Source organism: Propionicicella superfundia DSM 22317 (assembly GCF_000423465.1).
GTDB lineage: Bacteria > Actinomycetota > Actinomycetes > Propionibacteriales > Propionibacteriaceae > Propionicicella > Propionicicella superfundia.
Genome location: NZ_KE384021.1, coordinates 724,730 through 748,351 on the forward strand (window position 1 = coordinate 724,730; position 23,622 = coordinate 748,351).

A 23,622-nucleotide genomic window follows, 5' to 3' on the forward strand; every position below is an offset into this window, starting at 1 on the left:
GATCACAAGACATGGCAATGACCCCTGATCAGGCGCGGTGGTTCGCCGACACGTTCGCGGCGGTCGTCCGCAACATCGAGCGCGCGATCATGGGGAAGACCGAGGCGATCCGGATCGCGGTGACCTGCATGCTCGCCGAGGGACACCTCCTGCTCGAGGACGTTCCCGGGACCGGCAAGACGACCCTGGCCAGGGCCATCGCGCAGACCGTGCAGGGAACGAGCAACCGCATCCAGTTCACGCCCGACCTGCTGCCCTCGGACGTGACCGGCGTCACGATCTACGACCAGAAGACGGGCGAGTTCGAGTTCCACCAGGGCCCGGTCTTCGCCTCCATCGTCCTGGCCGACGAGATCAACAGGGCCTCGCCCAAGACGCAGTCCGCGCTGCTGGAGGTCATGGAGGAGGCCCGGGTCACCGTCGACGGCAGGACCTATTCGACGGGCCAGCCGTTCATGGTCATCGCGACCCAGAACCCGATCGAGCAGGCCGGAACGTACCGGCTGCCCGAGGCGCAACTCGACCGGTTCCTCATGAAGACCATGCTCGGTCATCCCGATCGGGAGAACACGCTGCGCATCCTCGCCAGCGGCGGCTCGCGCCCGCGTTCGGCGGCGCTGCCCCCCGTCATCACGACGCAGGCCGTCGCCGAGATGTCGCAGTTGGCATCCTCGGTCCACATCGACACGTCGGTGTTCGACTACGTCGCCCGGATCGTCGAGGAGACGCGTGCCTCGGCCGACGTGCGATTGGGGTCCTCCGTGCGCGGCGGGCTGGCCCTCGTGCGTGCGTCGCGCGTCTGGGCGGCATCTCACGGGCGGCATTTCGTGGTGCCCGACGACATCAAGGTCCTCGCCATTCCCTGCCTGGCGCACCGGCTGGTGATGGATCCCGAGTCCGAGTTCAACGGTGTGACGGCCATCGACGTGATGACGAAGATCATCGGTGGCGTCGCGCCGCCGACGGAGCGCGTCGCGACATGACCGCGGCGAGCACCTCTTCGGGTTGGCAGCCCGCGACGGGCACCGCCACCGGCGGGGAGCTCGCGTCGCGGATGCGCGCCGTGGCCGCGAAGGTGTCCTCGGTCCTCGGGCTGCGGACCGCCGGCTGGTGGGTGTTCGCGCTCGCCGCCGTCCTGCTGATGGGCGGAGCGGGGCTCGGATGGGCCGAGCTCACCTACGCCGGGTTGTTCTGCCTGGTCCTCGGCGCGATCGCCCTGACGTTCACGATCGGCCGGCCCCGCTACGCCGTTCGCGTCAGCCTGGAGCAGCCGCACGTCGTGGTCGGGCAGCGCGCCGGGGGGTCGGTGGAGATCGTCAACCGGACGCGGCGGTTCTCGCTGCCTTCGCGCATGGACATCCCGGTGGCTGCCGAACGCGCGTCGTTCGCCGTGCCCCTGCTCCAGGCGGGCAGGGGTTTCCGTGCGGAGTTCGACGTTCCCACCGACCGGCGCGCCGTCATCGAGGTCGGGCCGGCGCAGTCGATCCAGGGCGACCCGTTCGGCCTCGCGGGCCGCAGCGCGGAGTGGACGGACGTGCTGGAGCTCTACGTCCACCCGCGGACCGTCTCGCTCCCTGCCCGCCAGGCCGGCTTCGTGCACGATCTCGAGGGACAGGCGACATCCTTCGTCACCAACTCCGACATGTCGTTCCACGCGCTACGGGAGTACGAGCCGGGTGACGACCGCCGCCACGTCCACTGGAAGTCGAGCGCCCGGACCGGGCGCCTCATGGTGCGCCAGTTCGAAGAGACCCGCCAGAGTCGCGTGTGCGTGGCGATCGACGTGTCCGAGTCCTCGTATGCGACCCGAGACGATTTCGAGTTGGCCATCAGCGTCGGGGCCTCCGTCGCGCTGCAGGCGTTCCGCGAGGACAACCCCCTCGCCCTGATCACCGGCACCGAACTGATCCCGGTCCTGTCGGCGATGCGCACCCTCGACGAGATGTGCCGGATCGAGCCGGCCGCCTCGGGCTCGCCGCTCGACGTGGTGGAGGTCGTCCTCGACTACGAGGCGGCCGCGTCGGTGGTCGTGTGGATCACCGGCGGGCGGGTGCCGCAGCGCACCGTGCGCAAGGCGAGCACGAAGTTCGACGCGGACGTCCGCGTCGTCGCGGTGCGCGTGGACGAGCGAGCGGCGCTGAGCGTGCGCACGATCGCCAACGTGACCTACATTCGTCTCGCCGACCTGGAGGACCTGCCACGCGCGATGCGGAGGGCCGCTCAATGAGGCCGGTCCGTGTTCCTCGGTGGCGGCGCGACGATGCCGCGCCGCGTCGTGTCCTCTCCCCGCTCGCCGCACCGGCACCCGGCACGTGGCTGAGCGAGCGCGGCCGCGATCGCCGTGTGCGGCTCGCGGTCGACGTGGGCGTCATGACCCTGCTGTGTGTCCTCGCGACGATGACGTTCGTCCTCGCGTACGGCTCCGGCATGGTCTGGGCGGCGGCGCTGGGCGGCACCGCGATCGGCGTCGGCGCGGGGGTCGCCGGGGCATTCCGGCGGTGGCGGTCCGTCACGATCGCCGGGGTGCTGGTGGGCTGCTATTTCGCGTTCGGAGGGGCTCTGGCCATGCCGAGCACCACGATCGCCGGCGTCGTCCCGACCGCTCGGACGATTCAGGGCCTCGCCACCGGGGCGGTGCAGGCATGGCGGGCGTCCCTCACACTGGATCCGCCGATCGGCGAGACCGGAAGCCTGCTCGTCGTGCCGCTGATCAGCCTCATGCTGGCGGGTGCCGGCAGCATCTCGATCGCCCTGCGGACCCGACGGACGGGGCTGGCGTGGCTGCCGCCCGCCGCGGCCGGCGTGGTCGGCGTCGCCTTCGGCACGGCGTCGTCGTTCCAGCCGCTGCTGGTCGGGCTCGGATTCGCCGTCGTGACCGTGCTGTGGACGAGCCTGCGCCGCCTCCGCCGGGGTCGTGTCCTGGTTCGCGACAAGACGACCGTGTCGTGGACCGGGGTGCTGCTGGGCGTCCCCGTGCTGCTGGTCGCCGTCCTGAGCGTGGCGCTCCTTGGACCGCTCGTCGCCCCCGGAGCCCACCGCGCGAACCTGCGCGAGGCCGTCGAGTCTCCGCTGGACCTCACCGTCTACCCGAGCCCGCTGCAGGCGTTTCGTGCCAACATCTCCGAGCACAAGGACGACACGTTGCTGACCGTGTCGGGGCTGCCGGCGGGTGCGCGGGTGAGGATCGCGACGATGGACGCCTACGACGGTTTCAGCATGCGGGTCGCAGACAGCGACACCCCGGGCACCGATGCCGGTCAGTTCAAGCGGGTCGGGGCGGAGATCGACACGGTGTCCGGCTCGGCGGCCACACCGGTCACGATACGGATCGACGACTACACCGGACCGTGGGTGCCGACGGTGGGCGAGACCCGCGCCATCTCGTTCGCCGGGGACCGGGCGCTCAGTCTTGCCGACTCGTTCTTCTACAACAAGGCGTCGGGCACCGGCATCGACACGGAGGGACTGCGGTCCGGCGACTCGTACACCGTGCAGGCCGTCGTGGACGCGCAGCCCACGGCCGACCGGATCCGGCTCGCCGGGCAGGGCTCGTTCGATCTGCCGCAGGCGGACCCGATCCCCGATGTCGCCCGCGACCTCGCGCAGCGGTGGTCGGGCAATGCCTCGACGTCCGGCCAGGTCGCCCTCAACCTCGTGACGCGCCTGCAGCAGGGGTACTTCTCCCATGGCGTCGAGAAGGACGAGGCGACCTCGGCGGCCGGTCACTCGTACGAGCGCATCCAGGCGCTGCTCTCGGATGTCAACCGGATGATCGGCGACGACGAGCAGTACTCGGTGGCGATGGCCCTGATGGCGCGGCATCTCGGGATCCCCTCACGGGTCGTCTATGGGTACACTCCGTCCGGCGACGGCGGAAGCATCGCGATCCGAGGGAAGGACGTCTCCGCGTGGGTCGAGCTGTACCTCGATGGTCTCGGGTGGGTCACGTTCGACCCGACCCCCGACGAGGACCGTGTGCCGAAGACCGAGGACGATCCCGACCAGGCGAAGCCGCGACCGCAGGTGGAGAACCCGCCCCCGCCGCCGCAGCGTCCCGACCGGCTGCCGCCCGACAACGCCGATCCGCAGCCTCCGCAGGGCCAGCAGGACGATCCCTGGAGCATCGACTGGCGCCTGGTGGCGGGCATCACGGCCGGGGTGGGCATCCCCCTGCTGCTCATCGTCGTGCCGATCGCCCTCGTCGTGGGCACGAAGCTGCGCCGTCGAAGAGCCCGCATGAACGCCGAGGTCATCGCCAACAGGGTGGCGGGTGGCTGGGCGGAGCTGACCGACCGGGCGAGGGACCTCGGTTCCACCCCGTCGCCGTTCGCGACGCGCACCGAGCAGGCCGCGTCGATCGCCGAGCGGCTGCCGCGGGTGTCGGACGGCGCCGATCCCCAGGTTCTGGCCCGGCTGGCCGACACGACCGTGTTCGGTCCCGAGGCCGTGTCGGAGGCGCAGGCGGTCACCTACTGGGCGGGGGTCGACCGCGCGGCGAAGGGGATGACAGCGTCGGTGCCTCGATGGCGACGCCCGCTGGCCTGGCTGTCCCTGCGTTCGCTCCGGCGATTCCGAACGCGGTGACGACACGGTGAATCACGCGGGAGGAGGGAAACCCATGGTCGCAAGTCCTCTGCCGACCGGTGTCGAGGTCGGCGGGCTCGGGAAGCGGTTCGTCGCGCAGGTGATCGACGGGCTGGTGCCGGCCGTCCTGGGCGGCGTGTGGACGGCCGTCGCAGTGTCGGATCCCTCCTTCGGTGCGCTGCTCGTCGCCTCGGTCGCGTGCGGACTGGGCGGGGTGGCGTACGCCTTCCTGCTGTGGTGGATGTTCGCCGCGCGAGCCGCCGGCCCCGGCATGCGGATCATGAGGCTTCAGCTCCTCGGCATCGCCGACGGGCTGCCGGTCGGCTGGGGCCGCTTCTTCCTGCGGCAGCTCGTTCTGTTCGCCTGCGGGGTGACCGGGATCGGCCTGATCGCCCTTGTGGTGCAGGTCGTCCTGCACCCGCTGCACCAGGGCTGGCACGATCTCGCGGCCGGGTCCGTCGTCGTCGCCCAGCGGGTGAGGCCGCCGGTGTCGGCCCGGGCCGTGTCGTCGCGCGGCCCCTTGTCGTCGGCATCGGCGAGTTCGACCGCCGTGCTTCCCGCGAACCCGGAGAGCCGGCAGCGGCCGGCCGGACCGTGGAGCGACTGGGACGCGCTCTCGGCCGGGACGTTCGCTCCCGGCCCGGAACAGCCCGGACCGATCACCGGGGTCCCGGACGGCGTGTCCCACGGGCAGGAGCCGCCGCTCGCGACCGCCGTGCCGCCGGGTGCCTGGGGTGCGGCGCCCGCCGCCCCGCCCTGGGCCGCCGATCCGCCGGTCCCGTCGGCGCCCCTGCCCGCGCGGGCCCCGGGGGTCCCGTCGGCGGAGAGGTCTCCGGCCCCGAGCGCCTCGCCGCCGTGGTCCCGGCCGCCGGCCTCGTCCGCCCGTCCCTGGGGAGCCCCCGTTCCGCGGGCCGCGGTGGCGGCGTCGACGGAGGACGACTACGGCTCGACGCGGCTCGCACGTCCCGCGGCCGGAGCCGGCTCCTGGACCGTCCGTCTCGACGACGGGCGGGAGATCGTGCTCACGGGCACGATCCTGCTCGGACGGGACCCCGTCGCGCGGGACGGCGAGGACATCACCGGACTGGTGAGCATCGGCGCGGACGGCAAGATGGTCTCGAAGACGCACCTCGCCGTGGGGGTCGACCAGCGGGGCGTCTATGTCGTCGACAGGGGATCGACGAACGGAACCGCCATCGCGAGATCCAGCGGGATGTACGAACCGTGCGCGCCGGGCGACCGTGTGCGGGTGAGGGGCGGTCAGGTCGTCTCGTTCGGCGACCACACCTTCGAGGTTCGCCGCACACCGCGCTGAACGCCTGTCCGGCGTTGTCGGAGCCGCGGGCTAGGCTTCCAAGGACCCCGACGTGAGGATGTCATGATCGAGTTCGCGCATGTGACGAAGTCCTACGGGCGCGACGCGCCCGCCGTCTCCGATCTGAGCCTGGTGATCCCCGCGCATCGGACGACGGTGATCGTCGGCCCGTCCGGGTGCGGAAAGACGACGACGCTCCGCATGATCAACCGCATGCTGGAGCCGAACGCCGGGGAGATCCGCTGGGACGGGCGGCCCCTGAACACCCTGGGCAAGACCGAGTTGCGTCGCAGCATGGGGTATGTCATCCAATCGGGCGGGTTGTTTCCCCACCGGACGGTGGCCGCCAACATCGCGACCGTCCCGCGCCTGCTTCATTGGGACTCCCGCCGGATCGCCGGGCGGGTGAGGGAGCTCATGGAGCTCACCGAACTTCCCGAGTCGCTGGCCGACCGGTACCCGGCGGAGCTGTCCGGGGGGCAGCAGCAGCGGGTGGGGGTCGCCAGGGGGCTGGCCGCCGATCCCGACGTCCTCCTCATGGATGAGCCGTTCTCGGCGGTCGACCCGGTGGTCCGCGCCGGTCTGCAGGATCTCGTGCGGGGGCTGCAGCGGGAGCTCGACAAGACGATCGTGATGATCACGCACGATCTCGACGAGGCGATCCGCATGGGCGATCAGGTCGCCATCATGAAAGATGGTGCGATCGTGCAGGCCGGGCCGCCGGCCGAGATCCTCGACGAACCGGCCACCGATTTCGTGCGCGAGTTCATCGGGCGGGATCGAGGATATCGAGGGCTGGGCTTCGCCGCGGCGGCGGGGTTGCGGCTCACGGCCGTCGACACGACCCGAGCGCCCGGGACGGCCACCACCGAGCGGCCGGTCCTCGTGCTGGACGCCCGAGGCCGTCCTGTGGGCTGGGTCGATCCGCGCCTGCCCGGAGGCACGATGGATCTCGGCACCGTGTTCGACCCGGCGACCGACTCCCTTCGCGTCGCGCTCGATGCCGCGCTCAGCTCCCCGGTCGGTCGTGCCGTCGCGGTGGCCGGGCCGGCGGCCCGCTATGCGGGCGTCGTCACCATCGCCGACCTGCTGACCGCCGTCGCCACGCATCGTGACGACCTGGCCGAGTCGCGGGCCGAGCGCGCAGCACACCGGGAGGTCGCCGTCGCAGAGCCGGCGGAACCCGTCTCCGGGCCGGGTCCGGTCGATGACGGGGTCGTCCCGGAGGCATCGTCGTGAACTGGGCCTGGATCCAGGACAATCGCGGGATGCTCGCGGGCCTGTTGTGGACCCACGTCGTGCAGTCGGTCGTCCCGGTGCTGGCCGCGCTCGTGATCTCCATCCCGCTCGGCCGTCTTGTGTACCGGGGTGGGCGGGCCGTGCAGGGCGTGGTGCTGGCGGTTCTGGGGGTCGTCTACTCCATCCCGTCCCTCGCTCTCTTCGTCGCCCTTCCCGTCGTGCTCGGCACGCGGATCCTCGATCCCGTGAACGTCATGGTGGCCCTGACGATCTACTGCGTCGCCCTGCTCGTGCGCAGTGTCGTCGACGGCTTCTCCGGCGTCCCGCCCGCGGTGCGCAGTTCGGCCGAGGCGATGGGCTTCGGTCCCTTCCGGCGGGTGTGGGCGGTCGAGCTGCCGCTGGCCGTCCCCGTGATCGTCGGCGGTCTGCGGGTGGCCACGGTGTCGAACATCGCGCTCGTGAGCGTCGGTGCCGTGATCGGGCAGGGCGCGCTCGGGCGTCTCTTCGACCAGGGGTTCGAAGACGGGTTCCTCACGCCGATCCTCGTCGGTCTCGTCCTCAGCGTGGCCCTCGCCCTGGTCGCGGATGCGGCGATCCTTCTCGGACAGCGCCTCGCGGCGCCCTGGCTGGCGAGGGGGCGGGTGTCGTGAACCTCTTCGGCTATCTCGGCGATGCGGCGAACTGGGCGGGCCCGGGCGGGATCTGGGAGCGGATCGGCGAGCACATGGGCTACGTCGCCGTGTCGTTGCTCGTGGCGATGATCATCGGAATCCCCGTCGGCGCCGCCGTGGGGCACTACCGGCGCGGCCAGGTGCTCGTCGTGCAGACGTCGAACGCGGCCCGCTCGATCCCGACGCTCGGCCTGCTCGTGCTCGTCGTCACGTTGATGGGAACGGGCCTGGTCCCTGTCGTTCTCGCCCTCACCGTCCTCGCCGTCCCTCCGGTGCTGAACGCCGCCGCCGTGGGCTTCCGCGATTGCGACCCCGACGCCGTTCACGCCGCCCGCGCGCTGGGCATGACACCGTGGCAGGTCGTCACCGGCGTGGAGCTGCCACTGGCGTTGCCGCTGGTCGTCTCCGGGGTGCGCAGCGCCGCGCTGCAGCTCATCGCCACGGCGACCGTCGCGGCCATGGCGGCGTCCGGAGGGCTCGGCCGACTCATCGTCGACGGCCAGCTCCTCGGACCGAGCGGGTATCCGGAGATGTTCGCCGGGGCGGTTATCGTTGGCGTACTCGCCATCGCGGTCGACCTGCTGTTGGGGGCGATCGGGTGGATCCTGAGGATGGTCACCTACCGACGTGGTCGCCTCACACTGACGACGGAGAGGCAAGTGGCGGTATGAAACGAGTAGTGGCAGCACTGTCCGCGCTCCTGATGGCCCTCGCCCTGGGCGGGTGCGCGACGAACAACCCCCTCGGCGACGCGACGACGTCGCCTGCGGACGGAGCGCGGATCGTCGTGGGTTCCGCGAACTTCACCGAGTCCGAGATCCTCGCCGAGATCTATGCGGGCGCGCTGCGAGCCAAGGGCATCGACGCGACCACGCAGACCCGCATCGGCTCACGGGAGGTGTATCTGCAGGCGCTCAAGGACGGCTCGATCGCGCTGGTTCCCGAGTACACCGGAAACCTGCTGCAGTACATCGATTCCAGCAGCCCGGCGCGCACCGCCGAAGAGATCGAGAAGGCGTTGCCCGAGGCCGTCGGCCCCGACCTGGCGATCCTCGATCCCTCGGCGGCGACCGACCAGGACGTGTACGTCGTGACGAAGACGCTCGCGGACGCGGAGGGGCTGGTGTCGTTGCGCGATCTCTCGGACAAGGCGTCGGACTGGGTGCTGGGCGGGCCGTCCGAGCTGGAGGGCCGCCCGTACGGTCCGCAGGGCCTCACCGACGTCTACAACGTGACGTTCAAGCAGTTCAAGGCCTACAACTCGCAGGCTGTGAAGATCAAGGATCTGCAGGACGACAAGATCCAGGTGGCGACGTTCTTCACGACCGACGCGGCGCTCGCGGGCGACGAGTTCGTTCAGCTCGCCGATCCCGAGATGATGATCCTGCCGCAGAACGTCGTCCCGCTGGCGGCGGCGTCGGTGGCCCAGAACTCCACGGCGACCGACGCGATCAACGCCGTGCAGGCGGCGCTCACGACGTCCGAACTGCTCGCGCTCAACCGGTCGGTCGACACCGACCATCGATCCGCAGCGGATGTCGCTGCCGAGTGGCTGTCGGGCAAGGGGCTGGGCTAGGCCCGGAGCCCGGTTCGCGGGGCCGCGCCCGTCCGGGTGCGGCCCCTGCCGGTCACTCGGGGGCGCCGTCCAGAACGGCCTTCGTGCTCGACAGGCCGAGCCGTGTCGCTCCGGCCTCGATCATGGCGACGGCGTCGTCCCACGTCCGGATGCCTCCCGACGCCTTCACGCCGAGCCGTCCGCCGACCGTGCGCGCCATGAGCTCCACCGCGTGGATCGTGGCGCCGCCGGCCGGGTGGAACCCGGTGGACGTCTTCACGAAGTCGGCACCGGCCGCCTCGGCCGCGTTGCACGCGGCGATGATCTCCTCGTCGGTGAGCGCCGCGGACTCGATGATGACCTTCAGCACGTGCGGGTCGGGCACGGCAGCCTTGACGGCGGCGATCTCTTCGCGGACCGCGTCGGGACGGCCGTCCTTGAGAAGGCCGATGTCGATCACCATGTCGATCTCGTCGGCACCCGCTGCGACCGCGCCGGCGGCCTCGGCGGCCTTGATCGCGGCCGTGTGCTTGCCCGACGGGAACCCGGCCACGACGGCGAGCAGGACGTCGCCGGTGTCGGCGGTGAGGGGGATCATGTTGGGCGAGACGCAGATGGAGTAGGTGCCCAGTTCCCTGGCCTCGGCGAGCAGCGCGTTCACGTCCGCGGGCGTGGCGTCGGTCTTGAGCAGGGTGTGGTCGACATAGGTCGCGAGTTGGGCACGGGTGAGCATTTCTTCCTCCTTGAGAGTGCGTCCGGCATGCACCTGAGAGCCTAACCCGCGGGCCGCGCCCCGTCCGCGGGCGAGACGACGAACGCTCTCATGCGGCCAGGTTGCGCGGGGCGTCGCCCGACCGATAGAGCTGATCCTGTGCCCGATCTCCAGCTCTTCTGGTCCACCTTGCTGACCCTGTTCGTCATCCTGGATCCGCCGGGGCTGTTGCCGGTCTTCCTGGGTCTCACCGCCGCGTTGCCCGCCCGGGAGCGCAACCGGGCCGCCCTGCGGGCGTCGCTCGTCGCGATCGGGGTGATCGCCGCGTTCGCGATCTTCGGCCGCTACATCCTCGACTACCTGCACATCTCGGTGGAGGCGATGCAGGTCTCGGGAGGGTTCCTGCTGCTGCTGGTGGCGCTGCAACTGCTGATGGGCGCCGAGTCGGGTCTCGGCGAGACGGACGGTACCAACGTGGCCATCGTCCCGCTGGGCACTCCCTTGCTGGCCGGCCCGGGCGCGATCGTCGCGACGATGCTGGCGGTGAACCGCGCGGGCGGACCGGTCGGCTACCTGCTCGTGGCGGCCGCCCTGGCAGGGGCGATCGCGCTCGTCTACCTGTTCCTGCGATTCGCGGGGGGAATCCGCCTGCTGCTACGGGATTCGGGAACCGTGCTGGCGTCGCGGATCGCCGGCCTGCTGCTGTCGGCGATCGCCGTGCAGATGATCGCCGACGGCGTGTTCGGCATGATCGCCGCTCACTGAGACCCGCCGTGCCCGCTCAGGCGAAGAGCTTGGCCCAGGTGACGAGCCAGACAGCACCCCCGCCGGGGCCGTAGTTGCGCTTGTTGAATGCCGTCACCTGCTGGACGGTGCGAGTGTCCCAGGCTCCCCAGATCTTCGTGCTGTACCCCTTCCCGTTGAGGAGGGCCTGGAGGGCCGCGACGCGTTGATTCGCGGGGGTCTTGGTGAGCTTCGCGGCGAGCAGCCGCAGCATCTGGGGCGTGGCCACGCCTGTCACGGAGAGGCCGACGCGGCGCTGGTAGCCCTTGACCGCCGCGAGGGTGCGCGCGTCGAAGCGCCCGCTGAAGCTCACCGAGAAGCCCTCGGCGAGGAGGAGCCGCTGGAGCGCGATGATCCGGAAACCGGTCTGGCCCGAGCGCAGGGTGGTGAACGGCATGTCGAAGCGGTACAGCGTGTTGGACCGCATGTACGGCAGCACGGCCGAGAAGTAGGCGGATCCGCCGTAGCCGACCTTGGCGACGGTCTTCAGATAGGTCTCGGGCGCGGTGCGGAGACTCCTCGTCGCCGCGTAGCGGGAGTCCGTGGCGTACAGGGTCGCGGCGTCGGCGATCGAGGCCGCGGCGTTCCCGTACATCCGGTACTTCGTTGTCACGATCTTCCCGTTGACCGAGGAGAAGACGGTGTAGCACCCGGTCTGGTAGGGGCTCTTCTTCGAGGTGCACGTGAGACCGAAGTAGTTCCTGGTCTTCTTCACCAGCGTCGACAGCCCGTAGTTCGTGTGGTAGGCCGCTTGCGCGAGGAGAACCGACGCCGGCACGCCACGCAGGTAGTGGTGCGACTGGGCCGCGCTCGAGAGCGAGGAGAAGAAGGACGACTTCTGCGCGGCCGTCGCCGTCACCTTCGGCTCCGCCGGCGTCAGGTTGTACTGGTACAGGTTGTACGTCTTCATGATCGAGATCACCGTCGACGCATAGGTCGGATCGGTGGCGTATCCGGCCTTGGCGACCTCGCGGATGAACTGATCGGGATTGGTCGTGTACGCGAACGCCTTCGAATAACGCGATGCCGTGGTCAGCAGCCGGCTGTGATCCGCGAACGAGTTGAGGACGCTGGAGTAGGTGCGGAAGCTCGCCTTCTCGGTGCGCGGGGTCGCCGGCGTGCCGTAGTACTCGGTCGTGGTGAGCGTGACGCAGCCGCTCTGGTACGGCGACTTCGTGGAGGTGCACTTGATGCCGAAGTAGTTGTTGTACTTCGCGGCGAGGTTCGACCGGCCCCACCCGGACTCGAGGATCGCCTGGCCCATCGTCACCGACGCGGGCACCTCCGACAGCGCCTGGTTCTCCTGGGCTGCGGCGGTGATCTTCGAGATGAAGGCCTGCTGAGTGGTCTGGGCGTCGGCCGGGGAGGGCAGGAGCCAGACACTCGCGGTGGCGGCGAGCGCCAGCGTGGTGACGGCCGCGGAGAATGCGCGCACGGGGTTCTTCACACGTGAGTAATATCTGACCTCCCGCGGCCGGGACCAGCCGTGATTTTGCCGCGTCCTTCGCAGGTCTGCCCGGGATCCCTGTGCGCGTAGGGAAGACGGCCATGCTCCACCTGTCTCGACCATCGGTTGAGATCTGGGCTCGTTTCGACGCCGGGCGACGGTCGGCGTCCCGCGAGCCGCAGCGGGTTCAGAGCAGCGCCACCGTCGTGTCCGGCGCGGAGCGCGGGAGCGTGATGATGAAGGACGTCCGCACGCCCGGCTCGCTCTCGACCCCCACCGTGCCCCCGTGGGCCCGCACCACGGCCTTGACGATCGCCAGGCCGAGCCCTGTGCTGGAGCCGGAGGTCCGCACGCGGCTCGCCTCGCCTCGCATGAACCGCTCGAACACCCTGCCGAGGATCTCGGGCGGGATGCCCGGACCGTCGTCGGTCACGCGGATCTCCACGGTCTCGGGGGTCGCCGCGACGCTGGTGTGGACCTTCGTCCCGGCCGGGGTGTGCGTGCGGGCGTTCGTCAGGAGGTTGGCGACGATCTGGTGCAGGCGGTTCCCGTCCGCGGCCAGGAACACGGGCTCGTCGGGCGCGCTGAACGTCCAGTCGTGGTCGGGACCGGCCGCCCGTGCATCGGCGACGGCGTTGATGACGATCTCCGACGCGTCCACCTCGGAGCGCTCTATGGCCGGGCCTGTGTCGAGCCGGGCGAGCAGCAGCAGGTCGTTGACCAGCTCGCTCATCCGGTCCGACTCGGACTCGATGCGCTCCAGGGCGTAGCGGGTGTCGGGAGTGTTCGAGTCGCGGTCTCGACGGGTCAACTCGGCGTAGCCGCGGATCGAGGCCAGCGGGTTGCGCAGTTCGTGTGACGCATCGGCCACGAACTGCCGAACCCTCGTCTCGCTCTCCTGCCGTACCGCGAGGGCGTTCTCGACGTTGTCGAGCATGAGGTTGAACGCCTTGCCGACGCTGCCCACCTCGGTGTGCGGGTCGGCGTCGGCCTCGCTCACCCGGGTCCCGATGGACACCTCGCCTCGCTCCAGGTTGAGCTGGGAGACCGTGGTCGCCGCGGCCGCCAGCCGGTTGAGCGGCCGTAGGGACCGGACCACGATGGTCCGGGCGATGAGGACGGAGATGGTCACCGTCGCGATGATGAGCACTGCCTGGGTGACCACCACGGTCGTCATGGTCTCGGTGAGCGCCTTCATCGGCAGCCCGACAACGATGGCCCCTCCGGTGGGCAGGATGCTCACGCGCACCCTGTACAGGCCCAGACCCGGCAGGTCGGCGTTCTGCTTGGCGGTCGTGGTCCGCGCCGCCATCAGCGCGGTGACGTCGTCGCCGTTCAGGGACACCCAGCCGTCGTCGGTGAGCCGCCCCTGCGCCGTCGCGGTGCCGGTCGAGTCGATCTCGACGGCGACCGTGCCGATCTGTTGCCCGACACCGGCACCTGGCGGCTGCGTCCCGTTCTCGGGGTTGTCGCGGGTGATCCGGGCGAAGGTCGAATCGAGGCGATCGTCCAGTTCGGAGACCATGACCTGGTAGGTCGTGACGCTCGTCAGGAGGCCGAGCAGCACGGTGCCGAGGGCGACGAGCACCGCGACCTGGAGCACGAGCTTGCGCCCGAGGGTTCCTCGGCCGAGGGCGGGTGGCGGAGCAGAGGTCATTCGGCGGGCTTCAGCATGTATCCCGCGCCGCGCAGAGTGTGGATCATCGGCCGGCGGCCGACGTCGATCTTCTTGCGGAGGTAGGAGATGTAGAGTTCCACGACGTTCGCCTGGCCGCCGAAGTCGTAGTTCCAGACCCGGTCCAGGATCTGCGCCTTCGACAGCACGCGGCGCGGATTGCGCATGAGATAGCGCAGGAGCTCGAACTCGGTGGCTGTCAGGTGGATGTCGGTGCCGCCGCGACTCACCTCATGACTGTCCTCGTCCAGCACGAGGTCGCCCACGATGAGCTGACTCTCGGATCGGATGAGGCTCGCGCCGGTCCGCCGCAGCAGGGCACGCAGGCGGGCGATGAGCTCTTCGAGGCTGAAGGGCTTGGTGACGTAGTCGTCGCCGCCGGCCGTCAGGCCGCCGATGCGGTCCTCGACAGCGTCCTTCGCGGTCAGGAAGATGACGGGCACCTCGGGTTGGGAGGCGCGGATCCGGCGCATGACCTCAAGCCCGTCGAAGTCGGGCAGCATCATGTCGAGGACGATCGCATCCGGTCTGGTCTGGGACGCGGCCTTGACCGCGGCCGTGCCGCTGGCCGCGGTCGTGACCTCCCAGCCCTCGTAGCGCATGGCCATGGAGAGCAGTTCGGTGATCGACTGCTCGTCGTCGACGGTCAGCACCCTGATGGGGCTGCCATCCGGGCGCGTAAGGGATTGTGGGGTCCCCGCTGTGTGAGTCATGTGCCCAATCTGGTGGTCGACTATGAGTTGTCTCCATGTAAAACCTGTGAATGGTCTGTGTGTCAAGAGGTCAGGTCGGAATCGGCCTCCTCCCGGCGCCGCCTCCGGGAGACGCGCGCGCCGTCCACAGACGCCCTCCCGGCCCCCGCGCCGATGAGGACAAGGGCGAACGCGATCAGCGCGGCGTGATACTCCCAGCCGCCGTCGGCGACCCACGGTCCGCGGAAATAGGTGGTCCAGGCGATGGCGAGCCCGAACTCCACCACGAAGACCGCCGCCACGAGCGGGGTCAGCCAGCCGATCACGATGAGGAAGCCGCCGACGATCTCGAGCACGACGGCGCCGTAGGCGAACAGGAGTGGCTGGGGCAGCCCGACGGCCTGCAGGTAGGCGGTCTGTGCGTCCATTCCCTCCAGGAAGAACCGGCGGACGCCGTGCATGATCATGAGGAGCCCGAAGCCCGTCCGGCCGAACAACAAGGCGATGTCGCGGAGCACCTGCACGGCGGGTCCTTTCTGTCGTCGTGGACCAACGCTAGCTCCTCGGCCGGTCAGCGGGCCGAAGGGAGGCGCATGGTGTCGCGGGCGTTCTCACCGGACGCCGCGGGGCGGTCGGCGGGCCCGTCGCCTCACCGTGGAGCCGCCGCCGACGGGATTCCCGCGCGGGCCGGGCGGAGGGCGCGCGACCATGTGAGACTTGGCCCGTGACGACCTTCGATTTCGCGACCACCGGCCGCATCCTGTTCGGGCCCGGCCGGTCGGCCGAGCTGCCGTCCATCGTCGCCGGGATGGGCGAGCGCCCGTTCGTCGTGACCGGCTCCGATCCGACGCGGTACGCGGCGATCCTGGGCGACCTGCAGGCGGGGTTCCGCGTCGCCGGCGAACCCACCGTCGAGGTGGTCCGGGATGCGCTCGCGGCCGCACGTGCGCAGGACGCGGACCTGGTCGTGGCGATCGGCGGCGGCTCGGTCATCGACACCTCCAAGGCCGTGGCGGCGTTGCTGGGCAACGGGGGAGACCCGCTCGACTACGCGGAGGTGATCGGCGCGGGCCGCACGCTGACCCGGCCGTCGGTGCCGCTCGTCGCCGTGCCGACGACGTCGGGCACGGGCAGCGAGGCGACCGCGAACGCCGTGGTGGGCTCGGTCGAGCACGGCGTCAAGGTCAGCCTGCGCTCGGTGCACATGCTGCCGGACGTCGCGCTGGTCGACCCGGAGCTCGTCGTCGACTGCCCGCCCCACGTGACGGCCTCGGCCGGCCTCGATGCGCTGACACAGTGCATCGAGCCCCTCGTGTCGCATCTCGCGACGCCGTTGACCGACGCGCTGTGTCGTGAGGGGCTGCGCCGGGCGGGGAGAGGGCTGCGACGCGCCTATGCCGACGGGGCGGATCTCGCCGCTCGCACCGATATGGCCATCTGCTCGCTGGTGAGCGGGATGTCCTTGGCCAACGCCAAGCTCGGAGCCGTGCACGGTCTCGCCGGGCCGCTGGGCGGGATGATCTGGGCTCCGCACGGCTCGATCTGTGCCGCGCTGCTGCCGGCGGTGTGCCGGGTGAACATCGCGGCGCTGAAGAGCCGCGATGCCGGGAACGCGGCTCTGGCCCGCTACGCGGAGGTGGGCGAACTCCTCACCGGGACCGCGGATGCGGATGCCGGGATCGCCTGGATCGCCGAGACGGTCCGGATGCTCGGGATCGGCGGGCTCGGCTCGCTCGGACTGACCGAGGACCGGATCGACGAGGCCTGTGAGAAGGGCGCCGCGGCATCGAGCATGAAGGGCAATCCTCTCGTGCTGACCCACGAGGAGTTGCGCGAGATCATCGTCTCGTCCTGGTAGGCGGCCCCGCTCCCGGCGATCGGCCGAGCCCGCGCCGGTCGCGCGGCACGATCAGGCGACGACGACCTCGTTGGTGATGTCGACGTTGCCGCGGATCGCATGCGAGTACGGGCAGATGGTGTGCCCGACGGCGACGGCCTGCTCGGCGTCGGCCTGGGCGACACCGCCGCCGAATTCGGTGATCAGGTGGACGGTCAGCCCGAATCCCTTGTCCTCCCGCGGACCGATGCCGACCTCGGCGGTGACGGCCACGTCCTGGAGGACGATCCCGTGCTCTCGCGCGCCGGCCTTCAGCGCGCCGAGGAAGCACGCCGCGTAGCCCGTGGCGAAGAGCTGCTCCGGGTTGGTGCCCGCGCCGCCGGGGCCGCCCATATCCGTGGGGACCACGAGATCGACGTCGACGACGCCGTCCTGGGTGCGGGAGTGGCCGTTGCGACCGTCGCCGGTCGCCGTGGCGGACGCGGTGTACAGGACCTTGGTGGGCATCTTCGGCTCCTCGGGTAGACTAACTAGTACGTATACACACATTAGTCGCTTCCCAGGGATGCGCAAGCCCCGGATTCGCGCCGGGTTCGCGTTACCGTCGGAACGATCGATGACGATGAGGAGCGCCATGAGCACTGAGCCCGACGCACGGGCCCCTGCCCCTCCGGCTCGGCAGCGGATCCTGGATGCGGCGCGCGACCGGTTCTACGCCGACGGGATCCGGGCGGTGAGCGCCGACCGGCTCATCTCCGACGCGGGTGTGTCGAAGGTCACCTTCTACAGGTACTTCCCGACCAAGGACGACCTCGTCGTCGTCTATCTGCGAGGGATCGAAGAGGAGGAGTTCGCGGCGATGGAGGCCGCCAGAGTCGAGTTCGACAACGATCCTGCGTCGATCCTCCACTGGTACTTCGAACGCGTCGGCGCGATGGCCTGCACAGCGGGGTTCCGCGGCTGCGCCTTTCTCAACGCCGCCGCGGAGTTCGCCCGCATGGACCACCCCGCCCGCGTCGTGGTCGAGGAGCACCGACGCTGGCTCCGCGGCCGGTTCGCGGACATCGCCGCGGGTCTGGGCGTGCCGCCCTCGGAGGTCGGCCTGGTCGCCGACCAGCTTCAACTGCTGCGTGACGGCGCGATGATCGCGGGCTCACTCGACGCGAATCCCGAGCGCGTCGCGACCGAGGTGCTCGCAGCGGCCGATGCCGTGATCGCCGCGGCCAGGTCGCGCCATGCCGGTCCCGGGGAGAGCTGACCGGTCGTCGACGCTCTTCCCATAGTCGGGCGTGGCTGTCGGACCGATACCGCCATTCCGGGCGTGGCCTCCGCGCGGATAGGGTGGGGCGACGCGCCGCGAGCTGATCGGGGGAAGAGTGACCAACCGGCCATGGGGAGAACTGCCGCAGGGACAGGGCCTGGGCGCCCCGTCCGGGCCCGACTTCGCGCCAGGGGCAGGAGGCGCGCAGCCGGCAGGGCAGAGCACATGGGGCGCGGTGCCGCAGCCAGGGCAGACGGGACCGGGGCAGGCCGTCCCGCAACCGGGGCAGGCCGGGCCGTGGCCGACCGCCCCACAGCCAGCACAAGGCGACCCATGGGCACCCGCGTCGTACGGTCCGCCCGGGCTGCCGCCTGCCCCGCCGCCGCAGGCGCCCAGAGGAGGTGCCGGGCTCGTCGTCGCGATCGTCGCGGCGATCGTGGTGGCCGGGATCCTCATCGGGATCCTCGTCGTGAGCCTCAAGCCGAAGGCCGACGTCGATGCCGACCCCACTCCGAGCCCGGCCCGCACCACGCGGGCATCGACCAGGACGACCGGCTCCACCGAGACGACCGGCCGCACCGGTTCGACCGGGACGACCGGGACGACCGGGAGCTTCCGCGAACTGCGGGTGCCGGTGCGCTTCGACACCTTCACGGCCGGGAACGAGTACGGCTCCGGACGCTGGATCGGCACCCCGGGGAGCGGCGCGAGCGTGGGCTGGTGGTACAAGGGCACCATCTCCGGCCGCTCCGGGCAGCTCGTCGCCTCGATCGTCCACGACGCAGCCATCGCCGACCTCAATCCGTACTCGTTCGAGAATCGCTCACAGGTCGACGGCGCCGTCTGCGGAACCTGGCTGACCAGGTACGTCGCGTGCTTCATCGAGGTGGACGACGGCTTCGTCGGGGTGCAGGTCGGCGAGAGCAACTTCGCCGGGGCAGGGACGCAGACCGAGGTTCTGCGTCTCGTCAAGGCGTTCCGCGGAGCGCTGCAGTAGGCGCCGCCCGCCTCGCCGCTGAGTACCCTGTCCCCTGTGAATCCGCCCGTCGCACCGTTGCGCGTCGCCTTCGTCTCGTTGCACACCTCGCCGCTCGCCGACCCCGGACAGGGGGACGCGGGCGGCATGAACGTCGTCGAACGGCACGTCGCCCTCGCCCTCGCGAGGGCCGGACACACCGTCGACATCTTCACCCGGCGCAGCGACCCGACCGCCGCCGACGTGATCGAGGTCACCGAGCGGGTGCGCCTCGTCCACCTCACGGCCGGCCCGGCCGCGCCCCTCGCCAAGAGCGCGATGGAACAGGCGATCGAGCCCTTCGGCCGGGCGCTGGAGCAGACGATGGCCGGTTCGCGACCGTACGACATCGTCCACTCCCACCACTGGTTCAGCGGCGTGTCCGCACTCCCGGTCGCCAGACGGCACGGCGTTCCGCACGTGCAGTCGTTCCATTCCGTCGCCGCTCCCGCCGGCGCGGTCTCCCCGGCTGCCGGAGAGACCGCCGAGTCCGCGGGCCGGATCGCCGGTGAACGGCTGACGGCCGTCGGCTCCGACCTCGTCGTCGCGGTCTCCGACGCAGAGGCGGCGACCGTCCGCGAACGTTACGCCGTGCCGGCGGGCCGGATTGCGATCGCGCGCCCCGGCGTGGACGTCGCCGGCTTCCACCCCGTCGCCGACGGGGAGGATCCTCCTGCAGCGACGCCCTATCTCCTCTTCGCCGCCCGGCTGCAACCCTTGAAGGGGCCCGATCTCGCGCTCGACGTCCTCGCTGCGCTCGCCCCGGCGCACCCGGACCTCGGCCTCATCCTCACAGGGGCCGCCTCGCAGGATTTCCGCGGGTACGCCGACGAGTTGCGCGAGCGCGCGCAGCGGCTCGGCATCGCCGACAGGACAGAGTTCGTCGGGCCCCGCACCCGTTCCCGACTGGCCGCCCTGATGCGGCACGCGGAGGTGTTCCTGCTGCCGTCCTGGTCGGAGACCTTCGGCCTGGTCGCGCTCGAGTCCCAGGCGAGCGGGGTGCCCGTCGTCGGCTGGCGACACGCCGGGGGCCTTGCCGAAGCCGTCGCGCCCGACGGAGGGATCCTTCTCGACTCGCGCGAGCCCGGCGAGTGGGCCGCCGCGGTCGCGGGTCTGCTCGCCGACCCGAGCGCCCGGGCGTCACTCGGCGCCGGCGCGCGGCGGTTCGCCCTCGATCACACGTGGGAGACGACGGCCGCAGCCCTCGTCGGCGCCTATGCCCGGGTCGTGCGACGATGACCGACGACGCCTGGGCCGTGCTGACCCGCGCGCGCCGCGTCCTCTTCCTGCACGCGCACCCCGACGACGAGACCCTGACGACCGGCGCCCTTCTCGCCGATCTCGCTCTGCGTGGCGTCGAGTGCACGGTTGTCACCGCCACCCGCGGTGAACGCGGCGAGGTCGTCGCGGGCGCCGTCGCAACTGCGGACGCCCGGACGCTCGACGCGATCCGCACCGGGGAGCTCACCGCCGCGCTCGCCGCGCTGGGCGTCTCCGGTCAGGCGCTGCTCGGGACGCCGCCTGCCCGGGCGGCAGGGATGCCGGCGGTCCGCTACAGGGACTCGGGGATGCGGTGGGTACGGCCCGGCCTCGCGGGACCGGCCGACGAGACCGACGCCGGCTCGTTCAGCGGCCGGCCCGTGACGGACGCGGTCGCCGATCTCGAGGCTCTGCTGGATGCCACCGGCCTGCCCGACGTTCTCGTGGGCTACGACGCGGCGGGCAGCTACGGTCACCCCGATCATGTGCGTGCCCACGAGGTCGCGCGGGAGGTCGCGTCGCACAGCGGCGTGCCGCTGGTGGAGATCGCTTCGGAGGGGCACTCCGGCGAGATGGACGACGCCTTCACCTGGGTGCCGCTCCCCGGGAGCCGCGAACGCCTGCGCTCGGCCCTCGCGTGCTACCGCACGCAGTTCACGATGCACGGCGAGGTCGTGCAGGACTGGGCGGACACCCCGCGCTCCGTACCGGGATTCCGCATCCGGCACGTCGGTGGCCAGGACGCCGTCGTGTGGTGCAGGGCGGGTGTCAGGCGTGCAGGTAGCCGAGCAGATGGTTCCGTTCGTCGGTGAGCTGGTCGATGCGCCACTTGACGACATCGCCGATGCTCACGATGGCGTGCATCTCGCCCGAGACCACCACGGGAACGTGGCGGATGCGCTGGTAGGTCATGGCGTGAGCGGTCTCCTCGATGCCGTCGTCGGGGGAGACCGTGTACACGCGTGCGGTCATGAGCTCCGACACGGGCTTCGCGAGGACGCCGACCCCGTCGGTCGCGAGGGCGTGGATGACATCGCGCTCGCTGATGATTCCTTCGATGTGACGCCCGTCCGTGCTCACGACCACGGCGCCGATATTGCGCTCGTGCAGCAGCGCCACCAGCGTTTCCACCAGACTGGTGGGAGGGATCGTCACGACCTCGGTCCCCTTGTTCCGGATCACGTCTTGGATCTTCATGGAGCGAAGCTACTCTGAGGGCTCGGCCAAATCCAGACTCCGGAGCGATTCAGCCCGCTCCGAGAGCGGTTCCAGGGCGATGACACGAGGATGAGGAAAGGAAGGGACGTTGACAGAGCACAGCGGGGTCACGGCGGCGGTACGCGCGGGAGTATCCGCGGACATGGGGCACCACGCCGTGATGCCGCCCGTCTATCTGTCCACCAACTACTGGTACCCGGAGTTGGGCGCGTCCCCGGCCTACGACTACTCCCGGTCGGCCAACCCGACCCGCGATGTGTTCGCGGACGCGCTCACCACGCTGGAGGGCGGGCACGGGTGCGTCGTCACCGGCACGGGCCTCGGGGCCGTCACGCTCGTCGTCACCGCGCTGTTGTCGCCCGGCGACGTTCTCGTCGCGTCGCACGACTGTTATGGCGGCACCTGGCGGTTGCTCTCCGCACTCGCCGAGAAGGGCGCGTTCGTCCTCCACCTCTGCGACCTGACGACGTCCGACGGGGTCGCCGCCGCCCTGGCGCTGCGCCCGCGGATGGTGTGGGTGGAGACGCCGTCCAACCCGCTGCTGCGGATCACCGACGTGGCCGCGGTGACCGCCGCCGCGCGCGAGGCGGGAGCGCTCGTCGTCGTCGACAACACCTTCCTGTCACCGGCGCTGCAGAACCCGCTGGCGCTGGGCGCCGACCTCGTCGTCCACTCCTGTACGAAGTACATCAACGGCCACAGCGATGTCGTGATCGGCGCCGTGATCGCCGCCTCCGCCGAGGCCCACGAGAGGCTTGCCTGGTGGGGGAACAGCCTGGGCGTGACGGCCTCGGCCTTCGACTCCTATCTTGCGCTCCGCGGCCTGCGGACGCTGCATGCCCGGATGCGGGTGCATCAGGAGAACGCGGCCGCCCTGGTGCACGCCGCGCGCTCGCACCGCGCCGTCGCCCGGACCTTCTATCCCGGACTGCCCGACCATCCCGGACACGATGTCGCCGCGCGCCAGCAGCGGGGATTCGGCGCCATGATGAGCATCGAGCTCGCCGGAGGCCGCCCCGCGGTGGACGCGTTCCTCACGGGGCTGCATCTCTTCACGCTCGCGGAGTCCCTCGGCGGCGTGGAGAGTCTCGTCGCGCATCCCGCCACGATGACCCATTCGTCGATGCCGCCCGCTGTACAGGCCGAGGCGGGGATCACGCCCGGGCTGCTGCGCTTCTCCGTCGGCATCGAGGATCCGGCCGATCTCGAGCGGGAACTGACCGCGGGCCTGGACAGGGCGCTCGGCGCCGCCTGACCGACGCGGCCGGTTCGACGCACGCGGACAGGCGCTCTACTGTGGTCCCGAGGACGGGAGGGATCGTATGCATGTGGGCTACATGGCTCCCTCGCACCTCCTCGATCCGGGCGAACTGGCCGACATCGCGATGCTCGCCGAAGACCTCGGATTCGACTCGGTCTTCGTCACCGACCAGTTCCAGCCCTGGCGCGGCGTCGGTCATGCGCCGGCCGCCGTGCCGTGGCTCGCGTACGTCGGCGCCCGGACGACGAGGATCGCGCTCGGTGCGAATGCGCTCGCCACGTCCCGGCGTCGCACCCCGTCGATGGTCGCTCAGGAGTTCGCAACCCTCGGCTGCCTCCTCCCGGGGCGCGTCCTGCTGAGCCTCGGGACCGGCCACGGGCACGACGATGTCGCAGCGACCGGCCGTCGCTGGCCCTCCGCGCCGTCGCGGCAACAGCGGCTGCAGGAGTCGCTGGCGATCGTGCGCCGCCTGTGGGAGGGCGAACGGGTGACGTTCGGCGGACGATTCTTCCGGACGCAGGATGCCTCGGTGCACGACCTGCCCGAGATCCCGGTGCCACTGCTGGTAACAGCCCTCACCCCGGGGGAGGCCCGGCTCGCGGGCGAACTCGCCGACGGGATGATGACGACGTCGGGCACCGGAGTGCGCCAGCAGGCCGACGTGCTCGTGCCGACCGCTCGGACGGCCGCTCTCGGCCGGGCGTCGCTGGACAACATCCTCGAGGTGAAGGTCTCCTACGACGAGAATCCGCGGCGCGCCGCCAAGAGCGCGAAGCCGTGGATGCCCACCGGCCTGCTCGACACCGACACCGGGACGCCGGTGCTCGACGAGTCGATGCGCGGAGCGATCGAGGGCGACCTGGCCACGGAGTGGCTGGTGGCGTCCTCACCCGATCAGATCATGCCCCTGCTGCGCGAGTATGCGACGCTGGGCTTCGGCCACCTCGTGTTCAGCAGCCCCGGCAACAACCAGGAGCGGTTCCTGAGGGCCGTCGCAGCCGACCTCATGCCCATCCTGCGCCGTGAGGATCCCGGCATCGCCGACGCCGACGGCACCCGGGCCGGCTGAGCGGCCCGAACGCCGTCGCGCCGGGCTG

General features: G+C 70.8%; 23 protein-coding genes. 16 read left to right on the forward strand and 7 right to left on the reverse strand.

The genetic code is table 11. The features are described 5' to 3' along the window. Positions 1–11 precede the first annotated feature (11 nt). The 8 genes from G555_RS0113195 (at position 12) to G555_RS0113230 (ending at position 9,385) form a co-directional block, all read left to right on the forward strand. Complete coding sequence (locus G555_RS0113195; RefSeq protein ID WP_028709222.1) at positions 12–983, forward strand: AAA family ATPase; 972 nt, start codon at positions 12–14, stop codon at positions 981–983. Beyond that, complete coding sequence (locus G555_RS20010) at positions 980–2,227, forward strand: DUF58 domain-containing protein (RefSeq protein WP_051209083.1); 1,248 nt, start codon at positions 980–982, stop codon at positions 2,225–2,227. The genes G555_RS0113195 and G555_RS20010 overlap by 4 nt, the downstream gene beginning before the upstream one ends. Continuing rightward, on the forward strand, positions 2,224–4,584 hold the full coding sequence (locus G555_RS20015; protein WP_051209086.1) for a transglutaminase-like domain-containing protein: 2,361 nt from the start codon (positions 2,224–2,226) through the stop codon (positions 4,582–4,584). Before G555_RS20010 ends, G555_RS20015 begins: the two co-directional genes overlap by 4 nt. A 34-nt stretch (positions 4,585–4,618) precedes the next feature. Continuing rightward, positions 4,619–5,899, forward strand: coding sequence for an RDD family protein (locus tag G555_RS0113210; RefSeq protein WP_028709223.1), 1,281 nt, complete (start codon positions 4,619–4,621; stop codon positions 5,897–5,899). A 63-nt stretch (positions 5,900–5,962) separates the two neighbouring features. Continuing rightward, complete coding sequence (locus G555_RS20020) at positions 5,963–7,138, forward strand: ABC transporter ATP-binding protein (RefSeq protein ID WP_084635246.1); 1,176 nt, start codon at positions 5,963–5,965, stop codon at positions 7,136–7,138. Then, positions 7,135–7,788 (forward strand): ABC transporter permease, encoded by a 654-nt coding sequence (locus G555_RS0113220; RefSeq protein ID WP_028709224.1) that lies wholly within the window; start codon positions 7,135–7,137, stop codon positions 7,786–7,788. The genes G555_RS20020 and G555_RS0113220 overlap by 4 nt, the downstream gene beginning before the upstream one ends. Then, positions 7,785–8,480 (forward strand): ABC transporter permease, encoded by a 696-nt coding sequence (locus G555_RS20025; protein ID WP_084635247.1) that lies wholly within the window; start codon positions 7,785–7,787, stop codon positions 8,478–8,480. Before G555_RS0113220 ends, G555_RS20025 begins: the two co-directional genes overlap by 4 nt. An 8-nt stretch (positions 8,481–8,488) precedes the next feature. Continuing rightward, positions 8,489–9,385, forward strand: coding sequence for an ABC transporter substrate-binding protein (locus G555_RS0113230; RefSeq protein WP_051209088.1), 897 nt, complete (start codon positions 8,489–8,491; stop codon positions 9,383–9,385). A gap of 52 nt (positions 9,386–9,437) precedes the next feature. Here the strand turns inward: G555_RS0113230 and deoC are convergent, their stop codons facing one another. Continuing rightward, a complete protein-coding gene (deoC, locus tag G555_RS0113235) occupies positions 9,438–10,097 on the reverse strand; it encodes a deoxyribose-phosphate aldolase (RefSeq protein ID WP_028709226.1) in 660 nt (219 codons plus the stop codon). A 138-nt stretch (positions 10,098–10,235) separates the two neighbouring features. Here deoC and G555_RS0113240 point away from each other — a divergent pair, with 138 nt between their 5' ends. Next, positions 10,236–10,841: a MarC family protein gene (locus G555_RS0113240; RefSeq protein WP_028709227.1), complete on the forward strand. Its 606-nt coding sequence runs from the start codon at positions 10,236–10,238 to the stop codon at positions 10,839–10,841. 16 nt (positions 10,842–10,857) lie between these two features. On the opposite strand, the gene G555_RS21405 is transcribed toward G555_RS0113240, so the two are convergent. From G555_RS21405 to G555_RS0113260, 4 genes are all read right to left on the reverse strand, one after another. Beyond that, on the reverse strand, positions 10,858–12,306 hold the full coding sequence (locus G555_RS21405; RefSeq protein WP_051209093.1) for a glucosaminidase domain-containing protein: 1,449 nt from the start codon (positions 12,304–12,306) through the stop codon (positions 10,858–10,860). Between the two features lie 187 nt (positions 12,307–12,493). Then, positions 12,494–13,963, reverse strand: a complete 1,470-nt coding sequence (locus tag G555_RS0113250) for a sensor histidine kinase (RefSeq protein WP_028709228.1) — start codon at positions 13,961–13,963, stop codon at positions 12,494–12,496. Continuing rightward, the gene (locus G555_RS0113255) at positions 13,960–14,694 is read right to left on the reverse strand and encodes a response regulator transcription factor (protein ID WP_028709229.1); all 735 of its coding nucleotides are present in this window, start codon (positions 14,692–14,694) and stop codon (positions 13,960–13,962) included. Before G555_RS0113255 ends, G555_RS0113250 begins: the two co-directional genes overlap by 4 nt. A gap of 62 nt (positions 14,695–14,756) precedes the next feature. Continuing rightward, the gene (locus G555_RS0113260; RefSeq protein ID WP_028709230.1) at positions 14,757–15,197 is read right to left on the reverse strand and encodes a DoxX family protein; all 441 of its coding nucleotides are present in this window, start codon (positions 15,195–15,197) and stop codon (positions 14,757–14,759) included. A gap of 200 nt (positions 15,198–15,397) precedes the next feature. Here G555_RS0113260 and G555_RS0113265 point away from each other — a divergent pair, with 200 nt between their 5' ends. Continuing rightward, on the forward strand, positions 15,398–16,531 hold the full coding sequence (locus G555_RS0113265) for an iron-containing alcohol dehydrogenase (RefSeq protein WP_028709231.1): 1,134 nt from the start codon (positions 15,398–15,400) through the stop codon (positions 16,529–16,531). A 51-nt stretch (positions 16,532–16,582) separates the two neighbouring features. Here G555_RS0113265 and G555_RS0113270 read toward each other — a convergent pair whose 3' ends face one another. Then, entirely contained in the window at positions 16,583–17,017 is a 435-nt protein-coding gene (locus tag G555_RS0113270; protein WP_028709232.1) for an Ohr family peroxiredoxin, read from the reverse strand. Between the two features lie 127 nt (positions 17,018–17,144). Between G555_RS0113270 and G555_RS0113275 the strand changes: the two genes are divergently transcribed. The 4 genes from G555_RS0113275 (at position 17,145) to G555_RS20040 (ending at position 20,858) form a co-directional block, all read left to right on the forward strand. After that, entirely contained in the window at positions 17,145–17,768 is a 624-nt protein-coding gene (locus G555_RS0113275) for a TetR/AcrR family transcriptional regulator (protein WP_036922578.1), read from the forward strand. A 118-nt stretch (positions 17,769–17,886) separates the two neighbouring features. Beyond that, positions 17,887–18,768: a hypothetical protein gene (locus tag G555_RS22385; protein ID WP_156887559.1), complete on the forward strand. Its 882-nt coding sequence runs from the start codon at positions 17,887–17,889 to the stop codon at positions 18,766–18,768. A gap of 36 nt (positions 18,769–18,804) precedes the next feature. Then, positions 18,805–20,025 (forward strand): glycosyltransferase, encoded by a 1,221-nt coding sequence (locus G555_RS0113285; protein ID WP_028709234.1) that lies wholly within the window; start codon positions 18,805–18,807, stop codon positions 20,023–20,025. Further along, positions 20,022–20,858: a PIG-L family deacetylase gene (locus tag G555_RS20040; protein WP_051209096.1), complete on the forward strand. Its 837-nt coding sequence runs from the start codon at positions 20,022–20,024 to the stop codon at positions 20,856–20,858. The genes G555_RS0113285 and G555_RS20040 overlap by 4 nt, the downstream gene beginning before the upstream one ends. Here G555_RS20040 and G555_RS0113295 read toward each other — a convergent pair. Further along, a complete protein-coding gene (locus tag G555_RS0113295) occupies positions 20,815–21,243 on the reverse strand; it encodes a CBS domain-containing protein (protein ID WP_028709235.1) in 429 nt (142 codons plus the stop codon). The genes G555_RS20040 and G555_RS0113295 overlap by 44 nt on opposite strands. A gap of 109 nt (positions 21,244–21,352) precedes the next feature. On the opposite strand from G555_RS0113295, the gene metB reads away from it, so the two are divergent. Together metB and G555_RS20045 are read left to right on the forward strand one after the other, a co-directional pair. Beyond that, positions 21,353–22,519 (forward strand): cystathionine gamma-synthase, encoded by a 1,167-nt coding sequence (gene metB / locus G555_RS0113300; RefSeq protein ID WP_028709236.1) that lies wholly within the window; start codon positions 21,353–21,355, stop codon positions 22,517–22,519. Positions 22,520–22,586: 67 nt separating this feature from the next. After that, positions 22,587–23,594, forward strand: coding sequence for an LLM class flavin-dependent oxidoreductase (locus tag G555_RS20045; protein WP_051209099.1), 1,008 nt, complete (start codon positions 22,587–22,589; stop codon positions 23,592–23,594). Positions 23,595–23,622 lie beyond the last annotated feature (28 nt).